This is a genomic window from Pantoea sp. CTOTU50773 (assembly GCF_032082325.1).
In the GTDB taxonomy this organism is placed as follows: domain Bacteria; phylum Pseudomonadota; class Gammaproteobacteria; order Enterobacterales; family Enterobacteriaceae; genus Pantoea; species Pantoea communis.
On sequence record NZ_DAMDQC010000088.1, the window covers coordinates 1 to 16,586 of the forward strand.

At 53.4% G+C, this 16,586-nt stretch carries 10 protein-coding genes; 8 read left to right on the plus strand and 2 right to left on the minus strand.

All coding sequences use genetic code 11. The features are described 5' to 3' along the window. The 6 genes from lptB to npr all read left to right on the plus strand — a co-directional run. A partial coding sequence (gene lptB / locus RT340_RS14425; RefSeq protein ID WP_313376699.1) for an LPS export ABC transporter ATP-binding protein occupies nt 1-577 on the plus strand: 577 nt, incomplete at its 5' end. Between the two features lie 48 nt (nt 578-625). After that, nucleotides 626-2,059: an RNA polymerase factor sigma-54 gene (rpoN, locus tag RT340_RS14430; RefSeq protein ID WP_034826625.1), complete on the plus strand. Its 1,434-nt coding sequence runs from the start codon at nt 626-628 to the stop codon at nt 2,057-2,059. Between the two features lie 21 nt (nt 2,060-2,080). Continuing rightward, nucleotides 2,081-2,368 carry a ribosome hibernation promoting factor gene (gene hpf, locus RT340_RS14435; protein WP_034826627.1) on the plus strand — a complete coding sequence of 96 codons (288 nt, stop codon included), beginning with the start codon at nt 2,081-2,083 and terminating at the stop codon, nt 2,366-2,368. 162 nt (nt 2,369-2,530) lie between these two features. Next, complete coding sequence (gene ptsN, locus RT340_RS14440; protein ID WP_176505766.1) at nt 2,531-3,013, plus strand: PTS IIA-like nitrogen regulatory protein PtsN; 483 nt, start codon at nt 2,531-2,533, stop codon at nt 3,011-3,013. 52 nt (nt 3,014-3,065) lie between these two features. Then, nucleotides 3,066-3,920 (plus strand): RNase adapter RapZ, encoded by an 855-nt coding sequence (gene rapZ / locus RT340_RS14445; RefSeq protein ID WP_038649498.1) that lies wholly within the window; start codon nt 3,066-3,068, stop codon nt 3,918-3,920. After that, entirely contained in the window at nt 3,917-4,189 is a 273-nt protein-coding gene (gene npr / locus RT340_RS14450) for a PTS phosphocarrier protein NPr (RefSeq protein WP_034826632.1), read from the plus strand. Before rapZ ends, npr begins: the two co-directional genes overlap by 4 nt. A gap of 6 nt (nt 4,190-4,195) precedes the next feature. Here the strand turns inward: npr and mtgA are convergent, their stop codons facing one another. Beyond that, nucleotides 4,196-4,918, minus strand: a complete 723-nt coding sequence (gene mtgA / locus RT340_RS14455; RefSeq protein ID WP_211729315.1) for a monofunctional biosynthetic peptidoglycan transglycosylase — start codon at nt 4,916-4,918, stop codon at nt 4,196-4,198. Between the two features lie 878 nt (nt 4,919-5,796). Further along, the gene (gene arcB, locus RT340_RS14460; RefSeq protein WP_313376705.1) at nt 5,797-8,151 is read right to left on the minus strand and encodes an aerobic respiration two-component sensor histidine kinase ArcB; all 2,355 of its coding nucleotides are present in this window, start codon (nt 8,149-8,151) and stop codon (nt 5,797-5,799) included. Nucleotides 8,152-9,036: 885 nt separating this feature from the next. On the opposite strand from arcB, the gene RT340_RS14465 reads away from it, so the two are divergent. Both RT340_RS14465 and RT340_RS14470 read left to right on the plus strand, forming a co-directional pair. Further along, a complete protein-coding gene (locus RT340_RS14465; protein ID WP_211729313.1) occupies nt 9,037-14,568 on the plus strand; it encodes a glutamate synthase-related protein in 5,532 nt (1,843 codons plus the stop codon). Between the two features lie 66 nt (nt 14,569-14,634). Then, nucleotides 14,635-16,389 carry a sulfite reductase subunit alpha gene (locus RT340_RS14470; protein ID WP_313376708.1) on the plus strand — a complete coding sequence of 585 codons (1,755 nt, stop codon included), beginning with the start codon at nt 14,635-14,637 and terminating at the stop codon, nt 16,387-16,389. Nucleotides 16,390-16,586 lie beyond the last annotated feature (197 nt).

The following is a 16,586-nucleotide window of genomic DNA, read 5'->3' on the forward strand; positions in this document are numbered from 1 at the left end:
CGGGATTGTGCCGCGTGATGCAGGCCGCATCGTGATCGCTGACGAAGTTATCAGTATTTTGCCGCTGAATGCGCGAGCGCGCCGGGGAATTGGCTCTCTGCCGCAGGAAGCGTCAATCTTCCGCCGTCTAAGCGTGTTCGACAATCTGATGGCGGTGTTGCAAATCCGCGATGATTTAACGGAAGAGCAGCGTCAGGATCGTGCCAATGAGTTGATGGAAGAGTTCCACATTGAGCATCTGCGTGACAGCATGGGGCAGGCGCTTTCCGGTGGTGAACGCCGCCGTGTTGAAATCGCTCGCGCTCTGGCAGCCAACCCCAAATTTATCCTGCTGGATGAACCATTTGCCGGTGTTGACCCGATCTCAGTCATCGATATCAAAAAAATCATCGAACACCTACGCGATAGCGGTCTTGGCGTGTTGATCACCGATCACAACGTGCGTGAAACGCTTGCGGTGTGCGAACGTGCTTACATCGTGAGCCAGGGACATCTGATCGCGCATGGCACGCCGGATGAAATTCTTGCAGATGAGCAGGTTAAACGGGTTTATTTGGGCGAAGAGTTCAGACTCTGATAAGGTGTCGTTATTCACGACATTTGCTTAGGAAATTCAAGCAGAATTATGAAGCAAGGTTTGCAACTCAGGCTCAGCCAACAGCTGGCGATGACCCCACAGTTGCAGCAGGCCATTCGTCTGCTGCAACTCTCTACGCTTGAACTCCAGCAGGAACTGCAACTGGCGCTGGAAAGCAATCCGCTGCTTGAGCAAACCGATCTGCATGAAGAAGTCGATTCACGTGAGCATCAGGAGAGCGACTCGTTAGACACACGTGAAGCCCTCGAACAGAAAGAGATGCCCGAGGAGCTTCCACTCGACGCCACCTGGGATGAAATCTACACCGCGGGAACGCCTTCTGGCACGGGTACCGATTACCAGGATGATGAGCTGCCGGTTTATCAAGGTGAAACCACCCAGTCACTGCAGGACTACCTGATGTGGCAAGTGGAGCTCACGCCGTTTACGGATACCGACCGCGCGATTGCCACTTCAATTGTCGACGCCATTGATGACACGGGCTATCTCACCGTTTCCGTCCAGGACATCTGCGACAGCATTGGTGATGAAGAGCTGACGCTGGAAGAGGTTGAAGCGGTGCTGAAGCGTGTTCAGCGCTTTGATCCTGTCGGTGTCGGTGCACGTGATCTACGTGACTGCTTGCTGGTGCAACTTTCACAATACGCTGCCGATGCGCCAATGCTGGCAGAAGCGCGGTTGATCGTCAGTGAACATCTGGATCTGCTGGCCAACCACGATTTTCGCAGCCTGATGCGTGTAACACGCCTCAAGGAAGAAGTGCTGAAAGACGCGATGCTGCTGATTCAGTCACTCGATCCCCGTCCCGGCCAATCGATCAACACCAGCGAACCAGAGTATGTGATTCCTGATGTACTGGTGCGTAAAACCAGTAAGCGCTGGACCGTTGAATTGAATTCAGACAGCTTGCCGCGCCTGAAGATCAATCAACATTACGCCGCGATGGGCGGTTCCGCACGTAACGACAGCGACAGCCAATTCATTCGCAGTAATTTGCAGGAAGCCAAATGGCTGATTAAAAGCCTCGAAAGCCGCAACGACACACTGCTCAAAGTGACGCGTTGTATTGTCGAGCAGCAGCAGGCGTTCTTTGAACAGGGCGAGGAATACATGCGGCCGATGGTGCTGGCAGATATCGCCCAGGCCGTGGACATGCATGAATCCACCATTTCCCGTGTGACCACGCAAAAGTACCTGCACAGCCCGCGTGGCATCTTTGAATTAAAATATTTTTTCTCCAGCCATGTGAATACCGAAGGCGGTGGCGAAGCCTCTTCCACGGCGATCCGTGCCCTGGTGAAGAAATTGATCTCCGCGGAGAACCCCGCAAAACCCTTGAGCGACAGCAAACTCACCTCCATGTTATCCGATCAGGGCATCATGGTGGCGCGACGTACGGTTGCTAAATATCGCGAGTCTTTATCTATACCGCCATCAAACCAGCGTAAGCAGTTGGTTTGACCGAACGAAGAAGGAAGACCTATGCAGCTAAACCTGACCGGACTGAATGTTGAAATCACTGAACCGCTGCGCGAATTTGTAAATAGCAAATTTGCCAAACTGGAACACTACTTTGATCGTATCAATCAGGTTTATATTGTTCTGAAAGTGGAGAAGGTGACGCAGATTGCGGAAGCAACACTGCACGTCAACGGCGGAGAGCTGCACGCCACAGGGGAAGCGGAAGACATGTACGCGGCCATCGACGGGTTAATCGACAAGCTTTCCCGTCAGCTGACCAAACACAAAGACAAACTGAAAAAACACTAACCTTCATGCTTGCAGAGTGCTGACCGATTCGGCACTCAGAGCGCAAATGGGGCGGGTTAACCGCCCCGTTTTGTCATCTGCGCAAGCGCCAACGGGAGACTCGCCATTGTGTTATGAATGGCGTTAACCTTGCGGCTATGTGAACTCGCAAGTGAAACGATGATGAACAACGATCTGACACTGGAATTGAGCTCGGTCCTCTCACTGGACTGTACCCGTAGCGGCGTACACTGCCAGAGTAAAAAACGCGCGCTGGAAATTATCAGCGAGCTGGCAGCGAAGCAGCTCAATCTGCCGCACCAGACACTATTTGAAGCCATTCTGACTCGCGAACGTATGGGCAGTACTGGCATTGGCAACGGTATCGCCATTCCGCATGGCAAGCTGGAGGAGGATACGCTGCGCGCCGTTGGCGTATTTATCAGCCTCGACCAACCGATCGCCTTTGACGCCGTGGACAATCAGCCGGTTGATCTGCTGTTTGCTCTGCTGGTGCCTGCAGACCAGTGCAAAACCCATTTGCATACGCTGTCGCTGGTCGCTAAACGTCTGGCAGACAAAACCGTCTGCCGCCGTTTGCGTGCGGCACAGAGTGATGAAGAACTCTATGCCATTATCACAGAAGCTCAGGAAGAACACTCTTAAGCGACAGACACATTTACCGGCCTATTCGTCGGTTTAAAACGGGAGAAATGTGATGGTGCTGATGATCGTTAGCGGTCGGTCAGGCTCAGGAAAATCGGTCGCACTGCGTGCCCTGGAAGACATGGGATTTTACTGTGTCGATAATCTACCCGTGGTGCTGCTACCGGAATTAGCGAACACCCTAACAGAGCGCAATATTTCGGCGGCCGTCAGCATTGATGTGCGCAACATGCCTGAATCGCCGGAGGTGTTTGAAACGGCGCTCAACAATCTGCCGGATTCGTTTTCACCACAGTTACTGTTCCTGGACGCCGATCGCAACACGCTGATACGGCGTTACAGCGATACTCGCCGCATCCATCCGCTCTCCAGTAAAAACCTGTCACTTGAAAGCGCGATTGATGAAGAGAGTGACCTGCTTGAGCCTTTGCGTTCGCGGGCAGACCTGATCATTGATACTTCCGAAATGTCGGTCCATGAGTTGGCTGAAATGCTGCGTACGCGCCTGTCAGGAAAACGTGAGCGTGAGCTGACCATGGTGTTTGAGTCCTTCGGCTTCAAACACGGCATTCCCATTGATGCCGATTACGTCTTCGATGTGCGTTTCCTGCCAAACCCGCACTGGGATCCCAAGCTGCGTCCGATGACCGGGCTTGATCGTCCTGTTGCGGCTTTCCTCGACCGCCACACTGAAGTACATAACTTCATTTACCAGACGCGCAGCTATCTGGAGCTGTGGTTGCCGATGCTGGAAACCAACAACCGCAGCTATCTAACGGTCGCGATTGGCTGTACCGGGGGTAAACACCGTTCGGTTTACATCGCCGAACAGCTGGCAGATTATTTCCGTTCACGCGGCAAAAATGTGCAGTCTCGTCATCGCACTCTGGAAAAACGTAAATCATGACCGTGAAGCAAGTCGTTGAGATTCGCAATAAGCTGGGCATGCATGCGCGCCCGGCAATGAAACTGTTCGAGTTGGTGCAGAGTTTTGACGCAGAGGTACTACTGCGCAATGAAGCCGGTACGGAAGCCGAAGCCAGCAGCGTGATTGCGCTGTTGATGCTCGACTCCGCGAAAGGCGGCCATATCGAGATTGAAGCCAGCGGTCCGCAGGAAGTCGAGGCGCTGGCTGCGGTGATTGAGCTGTTTGAAGCCGGGTTTGACGAAGACTAATTGCTGTTAATGCAATTTGTAACGCGCGAGGAAACCTTCCCCACCTAACTGACGCATCTGGCGTATTATCCACTGCTGGCGCATTCGTATATACCCGGAAGGTGCATCAGCGCGGAAGCGAATCGGGTTTGGTAGTACAGCCGCCAGCAGCGCCGCTTCAGAAATCGTCAGACGACTGGCTGGTTTGTGGAAGTAGCGCTGTGAAGCCTCTTCCACACCAAACACGCCGTTGCCAAACTCCGCAATATTCAAATATACCGTCAGAATGCGGCGTTTGGTCCACACGGTTTCGAGTCCAACGGTTAAACCGGCTTCCAGCCCTTTTCGCACCCAGCTGCGGCCATCCCATAAGAACAGGTTTTTTGCGGTCTGCTGCGACAGCGTTGAGGCACCACGCATCTGTTCTGAGCCATCGTTATCCAATACTTTTTGTATCGCATCGACATCAAAGCCCCAGTGCTCCGGAAATTTTTGATCTTCAGAAGCGATCACGGCCAGCGCCATCCACGGAGAAATCTCATCCATGCTGACCCAATCGGAGTGCGCCACATAGTCGAACCGACCACTCAACCAGGCGCCCAGTTGACGCTCCACCATCACCGCAGAAAACGGCACTGGTAAAAAGGCAAAGATCACGATGCCTGCCAGCCAAATTCCCAACCACGCAAGCAGCACTTTAGCAATCAGCACTTTAAGGCGTTGCCCCATTTTCCCTTTACTCTTACTCATGCAATTTTCTCTTACCTGTTCCCTGCATTAATCAATCACCCCGGTCACAATTTTGATTACCTGTAATCCTGGGCAAAACTTTACCGCTTATCCCGTGAAAGTTAGAGATGAAGTTATTACCTGCGTCATCATCGTTCCTCTATTAGAGCCAATCACATCAAGCACTTCCATCATGAGGGAATCGGTTCCATGGTGAAAAACCCAGCAAAACCCTTACAATCGGATACTTCATACAAAGTGATAAAGATCACGTTTAAACTTTCACAATACTTAACAATAAAATTTCAAAGCGTTTGAATAAGCGCACTGATGAGCGCAGCCGTTTCAATAAACGTGGCTGAAATCGCGTCAACATCATCATGATTAGCCCTGACAATGGTAAAGGATTTAGCCTTCCGTTTGGTTTACATTGCACCGCAAAAGCTTAAACTGGAACTTTCAGCAGAGGGTTTCCAAAACGTTTTGGATAACCCACCAGAACTACCTTATTTGTTACCTAATATCAGCATGTTAAGTTCAATCAACTCTGATTTTTCGACTGATTAGGAATTTCAGTGCAGCTGTCAGGCTTTTCCTGCTTCAGGCTGAAGGAAATTCAGGCAAAAAGCAGAACAATTGGTCAAAAATAGTGCAATACGGCAAAGAAATTAATTCCTTGCTTGACTGTGTCAGCAAATTAATGTTTTCTGTATTTAATCGCTGCTCAACTTCACACAATTTAATGAATCTTGTCACAAGCGTTGGCGAATTTGTTAAGGTGATTTCGAAGCGTTAACCAATACCATACTGTTGCTGATCTATTCTACTTCTAACGATAGCAGCAGTACCCATTTCCCTGGTGTTGGCGCAGTATTCTCGCACCCCAGTTTCGACTGGTGTCATTTTTTTCTGGCGTCCGAAGATTTTTCCCTTTCAGCTACCCACTCGCGTAACACGTTAACGTCATGCAGCCACTCATGTTTTACTTCGTCGATCCACTCCTGCACGTTGTCCCACCATGCTGGCAGTTCCGGTGACTGCATCTGTTTCGCCAGTTTCTGCAGATTCAACAGTCCTACTGAGCCCGCAGCACCCTTAATTTTATGCCCTTCTTCCGCAATCCCTTTTTGATCGCGCGCCATCATGTTGGAATCCAGCACGTCGAGATAGCCCGGCATCATCTGTTCAAACATCGTCAGGCTTTGTGTAATCAATCCTGGGCCGACCAATTCGATATACTGTTCCAGCATCTCCACATCGAGCAGCATGCGCGAGTGTACGTCTGAGGACGTCTGAATCTCTTCTTCCGGTTCGCCCTGGTAATCCCAGAACTTTTTAATCATCGCCGTTAAGGCCGGCACCGCCAGCGGTTTACTCAGCACATCATCCATACCGGCGTCGAGATACTCTTTTTTATCTTTCAGCACGTTGGCGGTCAGTGCCACCAGCGGCGGCAGCGCCATGCCAGCATGGCGTTGGTGAATAGCGCGCGACACATCCAGTCCGGTCATATCCGGCAGTTGAATATCCAGCAACACCAGATCAAATTCCTGCGGATCAAACATCGCCAGCGCTTCAGTGCCGGTCATCGCCACTTCCACACTGCATCCCAGTTTCTCCAGTACCGAGCGCGCCACAATGACGTTCAGTTCAATATCTTCAACCAGTAATACGTGCAGCGCCGGCAGTGGCATGCTGTCGTCGAGATCTTCGTCTTCCACCTCATCGGCCACACGAGGTGCATTTATCTCGACCACAAAGCATGAGCCCTGCCCCGGCGCACTACTCACGCTAATATCGCCGCCCATCGCCTGTGCCAGACGCCGAGAAACCGCCAAACCAATACCGGTACCGGTGGCGGGTTTTCCGCCGTGCTGATCTTTTACCTGGTAATACATGGCGAAGATCTTGTCCTGCTCTTCCTGCGGAATTCCCATGCCAGAATCCTGCACTTCAAAGCGCAGCGTTTCGTCCTGGTGATAGGCGACCCGCACCACAATCTCACCCTGCTGGGTGAATTTCACCGCGTTACCGATCAGGTTCCATAAAATTTGACGCAGGCGCGTGCCGTCAGCAGAGATGATGTGCGGCAATGGCAGCTCTGGCGCCATCACGAACTTCAGTCCTTTCGGCTGCGCCAGTAACCCGGAGAGGTTTTCCAGATCGGCCAGGAAACCGGTGAAGTCGAGTGGCTGATTATCCAGCTGCACTTTGCGGCGCTCAATTTTGTCCACTTCAATCACGTCATTAAAGATGTTGCCAAGCGTGATGGCCGAGACATGGATGGTTTTCAGGTACTTCACTTGTTCCTGATTGAGATCGGTGTCCAGCAGAATGCGGCTCAAGCCGACAATGCCATTCAGCGGCGTGCGCAGTTCATGGCTGATGGTTGAAATAAAGGTGGTCTTCTCACGGCTGGCATTCTCCAGCGCGTCCTGATAACGCTTACGCTCAGTAATATCGCGACCAAAGCCCATCAGGCCGCTGCGTTTACCGACGCGATCGTAGTAAGGCACTTTGCGGATTTCGAAGCAGGCTTTGCGCCCATCAGGATATTGCAGCCACTGTTCGTACGTCAGGGAGACGTTATGGCGGAATACCTTTTCATCCGTCTCCAGCACCTTGGAGGCGGCATCTTCATCGTAAATGTCGCGCGGCGTCAGGCCAATCAGTTGCTTCTCGCTCATGCCGGTTAGCAACTCCATCGCACGGTTACAGCCCGAGAACTGCTTGTCGATGTTGCGATAGAATACCAAGTCCGGTGAGGCATCGAGGAAGGAGCGTAAGAAAGAGGATTGCTGTTCCAGCTCGATTTGCGCCTGTTCACGACGCGCCATCTCTTCGCGCAGTTTATCCATCACCTGCTCGCGGGCCTGCTCCGCTTTGATACGATCGTTAATTTCCTGATTCAGCTGAGCGATGGTCTCTTTCATTTGCTGATTAAGTTCAAGATCGCGTGTGCGCATCTCTTCCAGCTTATCGACCAGCTTTGTCAGGCGCTGGCGAGACTCTTCCAGCTGATCAACCACCACCGAGAGAAAATAGACGGCCCAGGGCGTGATTAAGAGACCAAAGAACACCGATCGCACCACATCGATACTCTCAACATGGCCACGCAGTACCATGGTGACCGCCATCTGCACCACCATCGCCAGCACCACCAGTGCTGAAGCTAACAGTAGTGAGAAACGCACCAGCCCAAGCTTGACCATCAAATCAACGTAGTACTGCGCTAAAAGACGAATCTGTTTCATCACGAGCTCCCTGAACGAAATCTGGCTCATGATAGCGTAATTATCGCGGCACTGCGCCGACTCAGCGTGTCATTGCCTGCTGACTTTGCCTCATTATGGTGCATCGCAGCGCCTTTTCGCCGATGTTCGCGTCGTTATGCGTAAAGCGCTTGACTAAATCTGCCAACTGAATAATCTGGAGGGCCGCGCTTTTGCGACCCTTTTGTCACATCCCGTGCTATTCTGCCTCCCGGCAGCCATTTCATCTGATGGTTGCGTCTTGTTATTGCATATTCATTCAACTTTAGCGCCATTTTACTCACAATCAGCTTGATTAATTTTACTAATGACAGCCCTATTTTGATTCAAATATGACGCCATAAGAAAAACAGATACATGCTGTGCGTGAAACCGCCCCAACAGAATTTTATGCTGATGGAATGCAGTTATTCAGCATTGATTAGATATCTGAGGCGTACCTCACAGTGAGACGGCTCACACTTCATAGGGGAATCAGAATCGTCAGATTGACAGTTATTTACGTAATAAATTGTTCATAATCATAGTGTTAATTGGTAAAACAGCCGATTAACCGCAACAAAGCTGGCTATTTGACCTGAGTTCGCTTTCCCGATAAGTTGGAATTCCGCTGGATGCTTTCCAGTCGGGACTGTGTCTCGGCATATCTATGCAGCAAGAAACTCCCTCTGGATGCAAGTTATCTCCCGTAAGAGACCGGAAGTAAGAGCAGCTCATCAAGGACGAGACCATACTCTCTTGAGAGCCTTTGCTCGGTATTGCGACGTCCGCGTTTAAGCGGCGAAAACGAATTTGATACAGCACGCAGCGGTGCTCTGTGCTTGAAATAATGCAGGTAATGTCAAAAGCAGTTTAAGGAGACCCTCAATGTCCACTCAAAAACCTCATCCCTATGGTTTGTATGATCCCTCAGCCGGTAGTGATAGCTGTGGTGTTGGGTTTATTACCCGTAAGGACGGCGAGCAGACCCATGAGATCCTGCAGATGGCCCATAGCGCACTGTGCACGGTACCGCACCGTGGCGGCATGTCTGCTGAGGGCGTGGGCGATGGCGCAGGTGTCAACGTCGACCTTTCTCTGAACTTCTTCCGTAAAGTCACCGGCCAACCGCTGGAAGCCGGTCGCTTTGGCGTCGGTAACTTCTTCGTGCCAAAAGATGCCGAGCTTCGCGCGAACGCTGAGCGTCTGGTGGAAGAAACCCTCGCTGCCCATAACTTCCCTGTGCTGATGAAGCGTGATATGCCGCTGGACAGCAGCGTGACGCGTCCAGCCGCTCTGCAATTCCAGCTGCCGATTGTGCAGTGGATCTTTGCGGCTCCGCAGGAAGTCACCGAACAACTCGAGTTCGAGCGCCACATCTATCGTGCGCTGCTGGACATCGAAGCGCGTGCCTTTACTGAAAGCGAATTCGGCGGTCTCTATCCGCTGTCGCTCTCTTCACGCACTCAGGTATTTAAAGCACGCCTGAACTCTAATGAAGTGATTCCGTACTTCAAAGATTTGACCGATGCCGATCATCAGGTGCGCGGGCTGTTCTTCCATACCCGCTTCTCGACCAACACCGATCCGCACACCACCATGGCACAGCCGTTCCGTCTGATGGCGCACAATGGTGAATTGAACACCGACCGTAAGAACCGTATCGCTGAAGCGGCGCTGATGCTGGCGCGCGGTAAGAAAATCGTGCGTCCGAAAGGCCAGTCCGACAGCTCGCGTCTGGACCAAAGCATTCATAGCCGTTTGATGGAAGATAACCTCGACCTGATCAACGCCGTCGTCTCAATGATGCCACCAGCGTGGGAAAACGACACCTCACTGTCAAATGAAGTGCGCGCCATGCTGGAGTACTTCTCTCTGTATGAAGAGAAGAACGATGGCCCGGCAGCGTTGATCTTCGGTAATGGCGAAGTGATCGGGGCACGCCTTGACCGCCTGGGTCTGCGCCCATTGCGTTCTGTCGAAACCGCTGAATACATCGGTGCGATGTCAGAAGCGGGTCAGATTGCCTTCCCACCGGAAAGCGTACTGCGTCGTGGCCGTATCGAAGCGGGCGGCATGCTCTATTACGATCACAAAGAAAAACGCTCTTACACCACGGTGGAAGCGCTGGAAAAACTGGCAGCAGAGAAAGATTACCTTTCACTGCTGAGCGCGGCTCGCGTGGACCTGCACGATCTGCCGGAGATTCAGGCAGAGCAGCTGGGCTCACCGCTTCGCTATCGTGGCGACCTCAAAACCTATCAGCGTTTTGTGGCGTACTACTACAACCAGGAAAGCTTCAAATTCATGATGGACCCGATGCTGCAAACCGGCGCTGAGAAGATCTCGGCGATGGGTTACGGCAACGCCATCAATGGCCTGTCCGACCACGAAGGCGGCATGGCGCACTACTTCTCACAACGCTTTGCTCAGGTCACCAACCCGCCGCTGGATTCTATCCGCGAAGCGGACGGCATGACGCTGCGCGTGGCACTGGGTGCAAAACCGCACCTTGGCCGCAGCAAAGGTCAGCAGGTTATCGTGCCAACGCCGATCCTGACACACCTCGATATGCTGCGTCTGCGTGAGCAAACCGTCGCACCTTATGCGCGTTTCGAGATGCTGTATGAGCCGGTCATCGGCAAAGATATCGTCAGCCGTGCCGCCAACGCCAAAGCGCTGGAAAACGCCATTGATAATCTTGCACAGCAGGTCGTGGATTTCGCACGCCAGCAGGGCGGCATTGCGGTAATCACCGACCGCCACATCTCTTCAACTCACGCGGCGATTCCTATGCTGCTGATGGTCTCTGCCATCAACCAGCGTTTGGTGCAGGAAGGTCTGCGTCTGGATGTTTCTCTGGTGGTAGAAAGCGGCCAGAGTATCTCCTCTCACCACATTGCAGCCACTTTAGGCTTTGGTGCGTCAGCGGTTTACCCGCTGGGCGTACAGATGCGCGCGGAAGAGAAATATGGCGAAGGCGAAGAAGGTAACAAAGCCTTCAAACGCTATGCCAAAGCCGCCGAAAAAGCCTTGATGAAGACCATGGGTAAAGTGGGTCTCTGTACCGTTGAGAGCTACAGCTGTGGTGAATTCTTTGAACCTAACTTCCTGAATACCGACGATCCGGTTCTGAAGAAGTACTTCCCGAATATCAAAACCCCTGTGGGTGGCGCGGGCTTCCCGGCAATCGCTCAGATGGCGGTTGACTGGCATCAGAGTGCGCTGAAAATCCAGGGCGAGGCAGAAGTGCCACTGCTCGGCTTGTTCAAAGAGCGTGCGGAAGGTGCAGGTCACTCTTACGGCACCATCGCCGTGCGTACCTTTATTGATATGACGGAACAGCCGATTCGCTTCGCGGACAAAGCACGCGAAGAGGACAATTTCATCCGTCTGATGACGCTGGCCAAACTGGACAATGCCTTCAGCATTAAAGCTGACGCATTCAAAGACAGTAGCTTCGAACGCATCCCGAACGAGGTCATTGACTCACTGGCGATCACGCCGGATTACCGCCAATTCTCTAGCCTGATGCACGCCGAGCGTAAACGTCGTCCTGCTGCGCTGCGTGACATCCTCGCGCTGCCGTGTGATTTGACCCACGTTGATAGCGAAGCGGAGTTTGGTCGTAAACTCGGCCGTTACTCACTGGTCAACAACGGTTTTGCTACCCGTGGATTGAAGTGTGAAGCGGTGGAAGGCAGCCTGAACCAGTTCGAGCTGCGCCTGATTGATTCCATCGCGGGCCTGAAGCCAGAAGATGAACGTCTGGAAGCGCTGGCACGTGCACTGAAAACCCGCTTTAGCGACGACATCGAAAGCAGCAGCGTGGCCGGCGGTGTATTGCACATCACCGCTTACGGTAAAGCGGCAGATTATCTGTCACTGATCTTTACCGCATTGCCTTCGCTGCCACTCGAAGAGATCCAGCCGGCACACGAAATTACCCGTACTTTCGCCTCAGGTGCGATGAGCCACGGTGCGTTGGTGGCACCTGCACATGAAGCGGTAGCGCACGGCACTAACATGGTCGGCGGCATGAGTAACTGTGGTGAAGGTGGCGAGCACTATTCCCGTCACGGCACCATCCGCGCGTCACGCATTAAGCAGTTGGCGTCAGGCCGATTCGGCGTGTGGGCGGCTTATCTGGCCGATCCGATGCTGGAAGAGCTGGAGATCAAAATCGGTCAGGGCGCGAAACCAGGTGAAGGCGGACAGCTGCCTGCACCGAAAGTGACCGTGGAGATCGCCGCCGCGCGTGGCGGTACGCCGGGTGTTGAGTTGGTTTCACCCCCACCGCACCACGATACCTACTCCATCGAGGATTTGGCGCAGCTGATCCACGACTGTAAGGCAGCGCGCGTGCGCGTTATCGTGAAACTGGTGTCTTCAGAAGGCATCGGTACCATCGCGGTGGGCGTGGCAAAAGCTGGCGCAGACGTCATTAACGTGGCAGGTAACACCGGTGGTACCGGTGCGGCCTCGGTCACCAGCCTGAAATACACCGGACGCGTTGCCGAAATCGGTATCGCGGAAGTGCATCAGGCGCTGTGCGCGAATGGCCTGCGTGACAAAGTGCAGCTGCGTTGCTCCGGTGCACAACAAACCGGTAGCGATGTGATCAAATCTGCCCTGCTCGGTGGCGACAGCTTCGAGTTCGGCACCACTGCGCTGATGATGCTGAAATGCGTAATGGCGAAAAACTGTAACGTTAAATGCCCGGCCGGTTTAACCACCAACGCCGAAGCCTTTGATGGCGATCCGCGTCAACTGGCACAGTACTTCGTTAATGTAGCGCAAGAAGTGCGTGAATTTCTCGCACGCCTCGGCCTGCGTTCACTGCGCGAAGCACGTGGCCGTTCTGACCTGCTGCACCTGATGGATCATCCACTGGAAGTCGGCAAGCTGGATCTGCGTGCGATGTTGACCGTGGTGCCAGAGCAGAAAATCGCGAAGCCGGTCTATCTGGAAAAAGATTTTGAGCTGGATGATGGCTGGGTTGAAGAGCTGAAAACACAGCTGATCGACCAGGCGAGCCGCGATATCGCGCTCGGCGCAGGCATTACCCTGAACAACCGTAACAAGAGCGTGGGCGGCCAGTTGGCCATCGACATCGAGCGCATGCTCAACCACGAACTGTCTGCTGAACAACGTGCTGCACTGCCAGCGGTGTTCAAAGACGATCGCGGCCGTCATTATCTGGCACCGCGCACGGTGAATATCCACACCAGCGGTTCTGCCGGTCAGTCATTCGGTGCCTTCTGCAACGATGGTATGCAGATGAAGCACTACGGCACCTGTAACGATGGCGTAGGTAAAGGTCAGTGCGGTGGCGAGCTGGTGGTGATGTCACCGGGTGGCGGCGCTCAAGACAGCGACGGCAACGTGCTGATCGGTAACTTCGCGCTGTTTGGTGCGACCGGCGGCCGTTTGTTCGTACAAGGCCAGGCGGGCGACCGTTTCGCGGTTCGTAACTCCGGTGCAACCGCAGTCGTCGAAGGTGTCGGCGATTTCTGCTGCGAATACATGACCAATGGCGCAATTCTGAACCTCGGCACCTTTGGTAAAGGTTTCGGCAACGGCATGAGCGGTGGCTTTGCTTACCAGTACGATCCATACGGCGCACTGGCAGGACACGCAGCGGGTGATTCCGTGCTTTTCGGTTCAATCGCTGACGAAGATGAATTGGCGCAGGTTCACAAGCAAGCCGTGCTGACCATGCTGAACTGGCACCTGGAAGCCACTAACTCGCCGCGCGCAGCCTGGCTGCTGGAGAATTGGGAAACCGAGTGCCACCACTTTGTCTACGTGATGCCGCGTTCACTGCTGCTGTATCAAGATGGTGGCGAGATCCTAAAAGCGAAATCACGTAAGGATCTGCTGGAAGAGCTGTCAACCTCACTGGCTGCACATCAGGTTGCCAAATTCAAAGCGGCCTGGCGCACGGGTAAAACCATTGCGGATGGCGCCGTACCGGCTTACGGTGCGACGGATACAGCGGAAATGTTCGTGTTGCTCAACAACTACACCGTACTGAGCTTTGCGCAGCAACTTGCACTCGGCAAACTGCCAAAAGGCACCGCCGTTGAAGACCCTGCGGTTGAAAAAGCGGTACGCAATTTGCTGATGACGGAAGACTTCGCGCTGGTGAGCAAACTGCAACGTCATGCTCGTTCAGCGATTGAAAGCTACAGCGATGACGAATTGGCTAGCCTGATCGCGGCAAAACGTATGTCCGATTACAAAGCGGCACTGACGCAACGCAACATTCGCTCGATGGACAGCCTGGCAACTTATGGCTGGATCATTTATCAGGATGCCCGTAACCGCGAGGTGCTCGGCCATCTGCCTGATTTCGAAGAGCTGTTTGCGCGTGCTGCACTGCCAGAAATCGCCGCTGCTGTCGGGAAACTTTCCTGATAGCAGCACCAATGAATGTGTGTATATTGACTGAACATCACGAAACGGGTTTGAGTACAGATATCCATGAAGATTCCTTACATTCCTGAAGATGCGCCATTTAACGGCGAACAGAAATACTGGCTGGCGGGTTTTCTCGCCGGTCTCCACTCGCGCCTGTTGGTATTAGAAGATAAGCAGACGGCACCTGCCGCCGGTGGCACCACCAATACTCAGCTGCACATTCTGTTCGGTTCACAAACCGGCAACGCAGAAGCGCTGGCACAAACCGCGGCTAAAGCGGCACGAGCCAAAGGCTTGGTGCCTGTGGTTCAGGCTCTGGGTGAAGTGGACCTGGACGTGTTCGCGACCATGCGTCATGTGCTGATTGTCACCTCCACCTACGGTGAAGGCGAAATGCCGGACAACGCACAGCTGTTCTGGCAGGCACTCTCTGCCAGCACCGCGCCACGCCTGGAGCAGATGCACTTTGCCATCCTGGCGATTGGTGATACCGGTTACGATGGCTTCTGCCAAGCAGGTAAATTCTTCGATATGCGTCTGGAACAGCTGGGTGCAAAACGCGTCTTTGACCGCATCGACTGCGATATCGACTTCGAAGAGCCGTCGAGTGCATGGATTGGCGATGCAATGCCACAATTTGCCGCCAGTGCGGGCAGCAGTGGCACGGTATTAGAGAGCGCGCCAGAAGCCCCTGTCATCCCTGGCAGCAACAAGCAAAACCCTTACGCAGCGGCGTTGGCAACCAATAAACGTCTGTCAGGTGAATCTTCGGCGAAAGATATTCGTCACTTCGAATTCGATTTGACCGACAGCGGTCTGAAGTATGAAGCCGGTGATGCGCTGGGTGTTATCCCAGTGAACGATGCTGAGTTGGTTAGCCTGCTGTTGAGCGAACTGAAAGCGGACTATGAAACTCCGGTGCCAAGCTTTGATCGTAACCTCGGCGATCTGCTGACCTATCAGTTTGAGATCTCCGAGCCATCGCGCAAGCTGATTGAGTGGGTAGGCCAGCACACTGCCAACCAGGAACTGCTGCACGTATTGCAGCACGACGATAAAGACACTCTGGCTAACTGGCTGTGGGGCAAAGACACACTGGATCTGCTGCAGCTTGAGCTGAAGCGCACTCTGTCTGTACCAGAGTTCGTGGCGATGCTGCGTCCGTTGCAGCACCGTGCGTACTCCATCTCTTCCAGCTCCAAAACGCATCCGAATCAGGTGCACCTGACGATTGCTTCCGTGCGCTATCACAGCGGTGGCCGTGAGCGTAAAGGCGTATGTTCAACCTACCTGGCTGAGCGCGTGCGCCGTGGCGAGAAGCCAGCGATCTTTATTTCGCCAAACAAAGCGTTCCGCGTGCCGGCTAACGGCAATGCTCCGCTGATTATGGTTGGCCCTGGCACCGGTATTGCCCCGTTCCGTGCCTTCCTGCAGGAACGCCAGTCAACCGGCGCTGAAGGTAAGAACTGGCTGTTTTTCGGCGATCAGCATCAGGAACACGACTACATTTATGAAGATGAGCTTAATGGCTGGCAGCAAAGCGGTCTGTTAACACATCTCGACCTGGCATTCTCACGCGATCAGGAAGAGAAGATCTACGTGCAGAATCGTATGCTTGAAAAAGGCGCTGAGCTGTATGCCTGGCTGCAGGATGGCGCGTACTTCTATGTTTGTGGCGATGCTTCGCGCATGGCGAAAGATGTGGATGCAGCGCTGTATGAAGTGGTGCGCCAGTTTGGTGGACTCTCTAGCGAACGTGCAGCGGCTTACATTGACCAGTTGAAGAAAGATAAGCGCTATCTGCGTGACGTCTACTAAGGCCCAAAAAAAGGAAGCTAATGAGCTTCCTTTTTTACATCTGCTGTCGCGGCACGATGAATCGCACCATGTAAACGCGGTTCAGATGCGCGATCAATCGCGCCGTTATTGAGAAATGCATCCATAAAAAAACGGGCCAATTGGCCTAATGCCAGTCAGTTAAGCCTGACTGGCATTTTTTCTTCTGGCTGTCGGAT

What these genes read in the sequence shown, in the direction of transcription:
- rpoN (WP_034826625.1), top strand. Translation starts at nt 626, where the DNA reads ATGAAGCAAGGTTTGCAACTCAGGCTCAGCCAACAGCTGGCGATGACC.
- hpf (WP_034826627.1), top strand. Translation starts at nt 2,081, where the DNA reads ATGCAGCTAAACCTGACCGGACTGAATGTTGAAATCACTGAACCGCTG.
- ptsN (WP_176505766.1), top strand. Translation starts at nt 2,531, where the DNA reads ATGAACAACGATCTGACACTGGAATTGAGCTCGGTCCTCTCACTGGAC.
- rapZ (WP_038649498.1), top strand. Translation starts at nt 3,066, where the DNA reads ATGGTGCTGATGATCGTTAGCGGTCGGTCAGGCTCAGGAAAATCGGTC.
- npr (WP_034826632.1), top strand. Translation starts at nt 3,917, where the DNA reads ATGACCGTGAAGCAAGTCGTTGAGATTCGCAATAAGCTGGGCATGCAT.
- mtgA (WP_211729315.1), bottom strand. Translation starts at nt 4,918, where the DNA reads ATGAGTAAGAGTAAAGGGAAAATGGGGCAACGCCTTAAAGTGCTGATT.
- arcB (WP_313376705.1), bottom strand. Translation starts at nt 8,151, where the DNA reads ATGAAACAGATTCGTCTTTTAGCGCAGTACTACGTTGATTTGATGGTC.
- RT340_RS14465 (WP_211729313.1), top strand. Translation starts at nt 9,037, where the DNA reads ATGTCCACTCAAAAACCTCATCCCTATGGTTTGTATGATCCCTCAGCC.
- RT340_RS14470 (WP_313376708.1), top strand. Translation starts at nt 14,635, where the DNA reads ATGAAGATTCCTTACATTCCTGAAGATGCGCCATTTAACGGCGAACAG.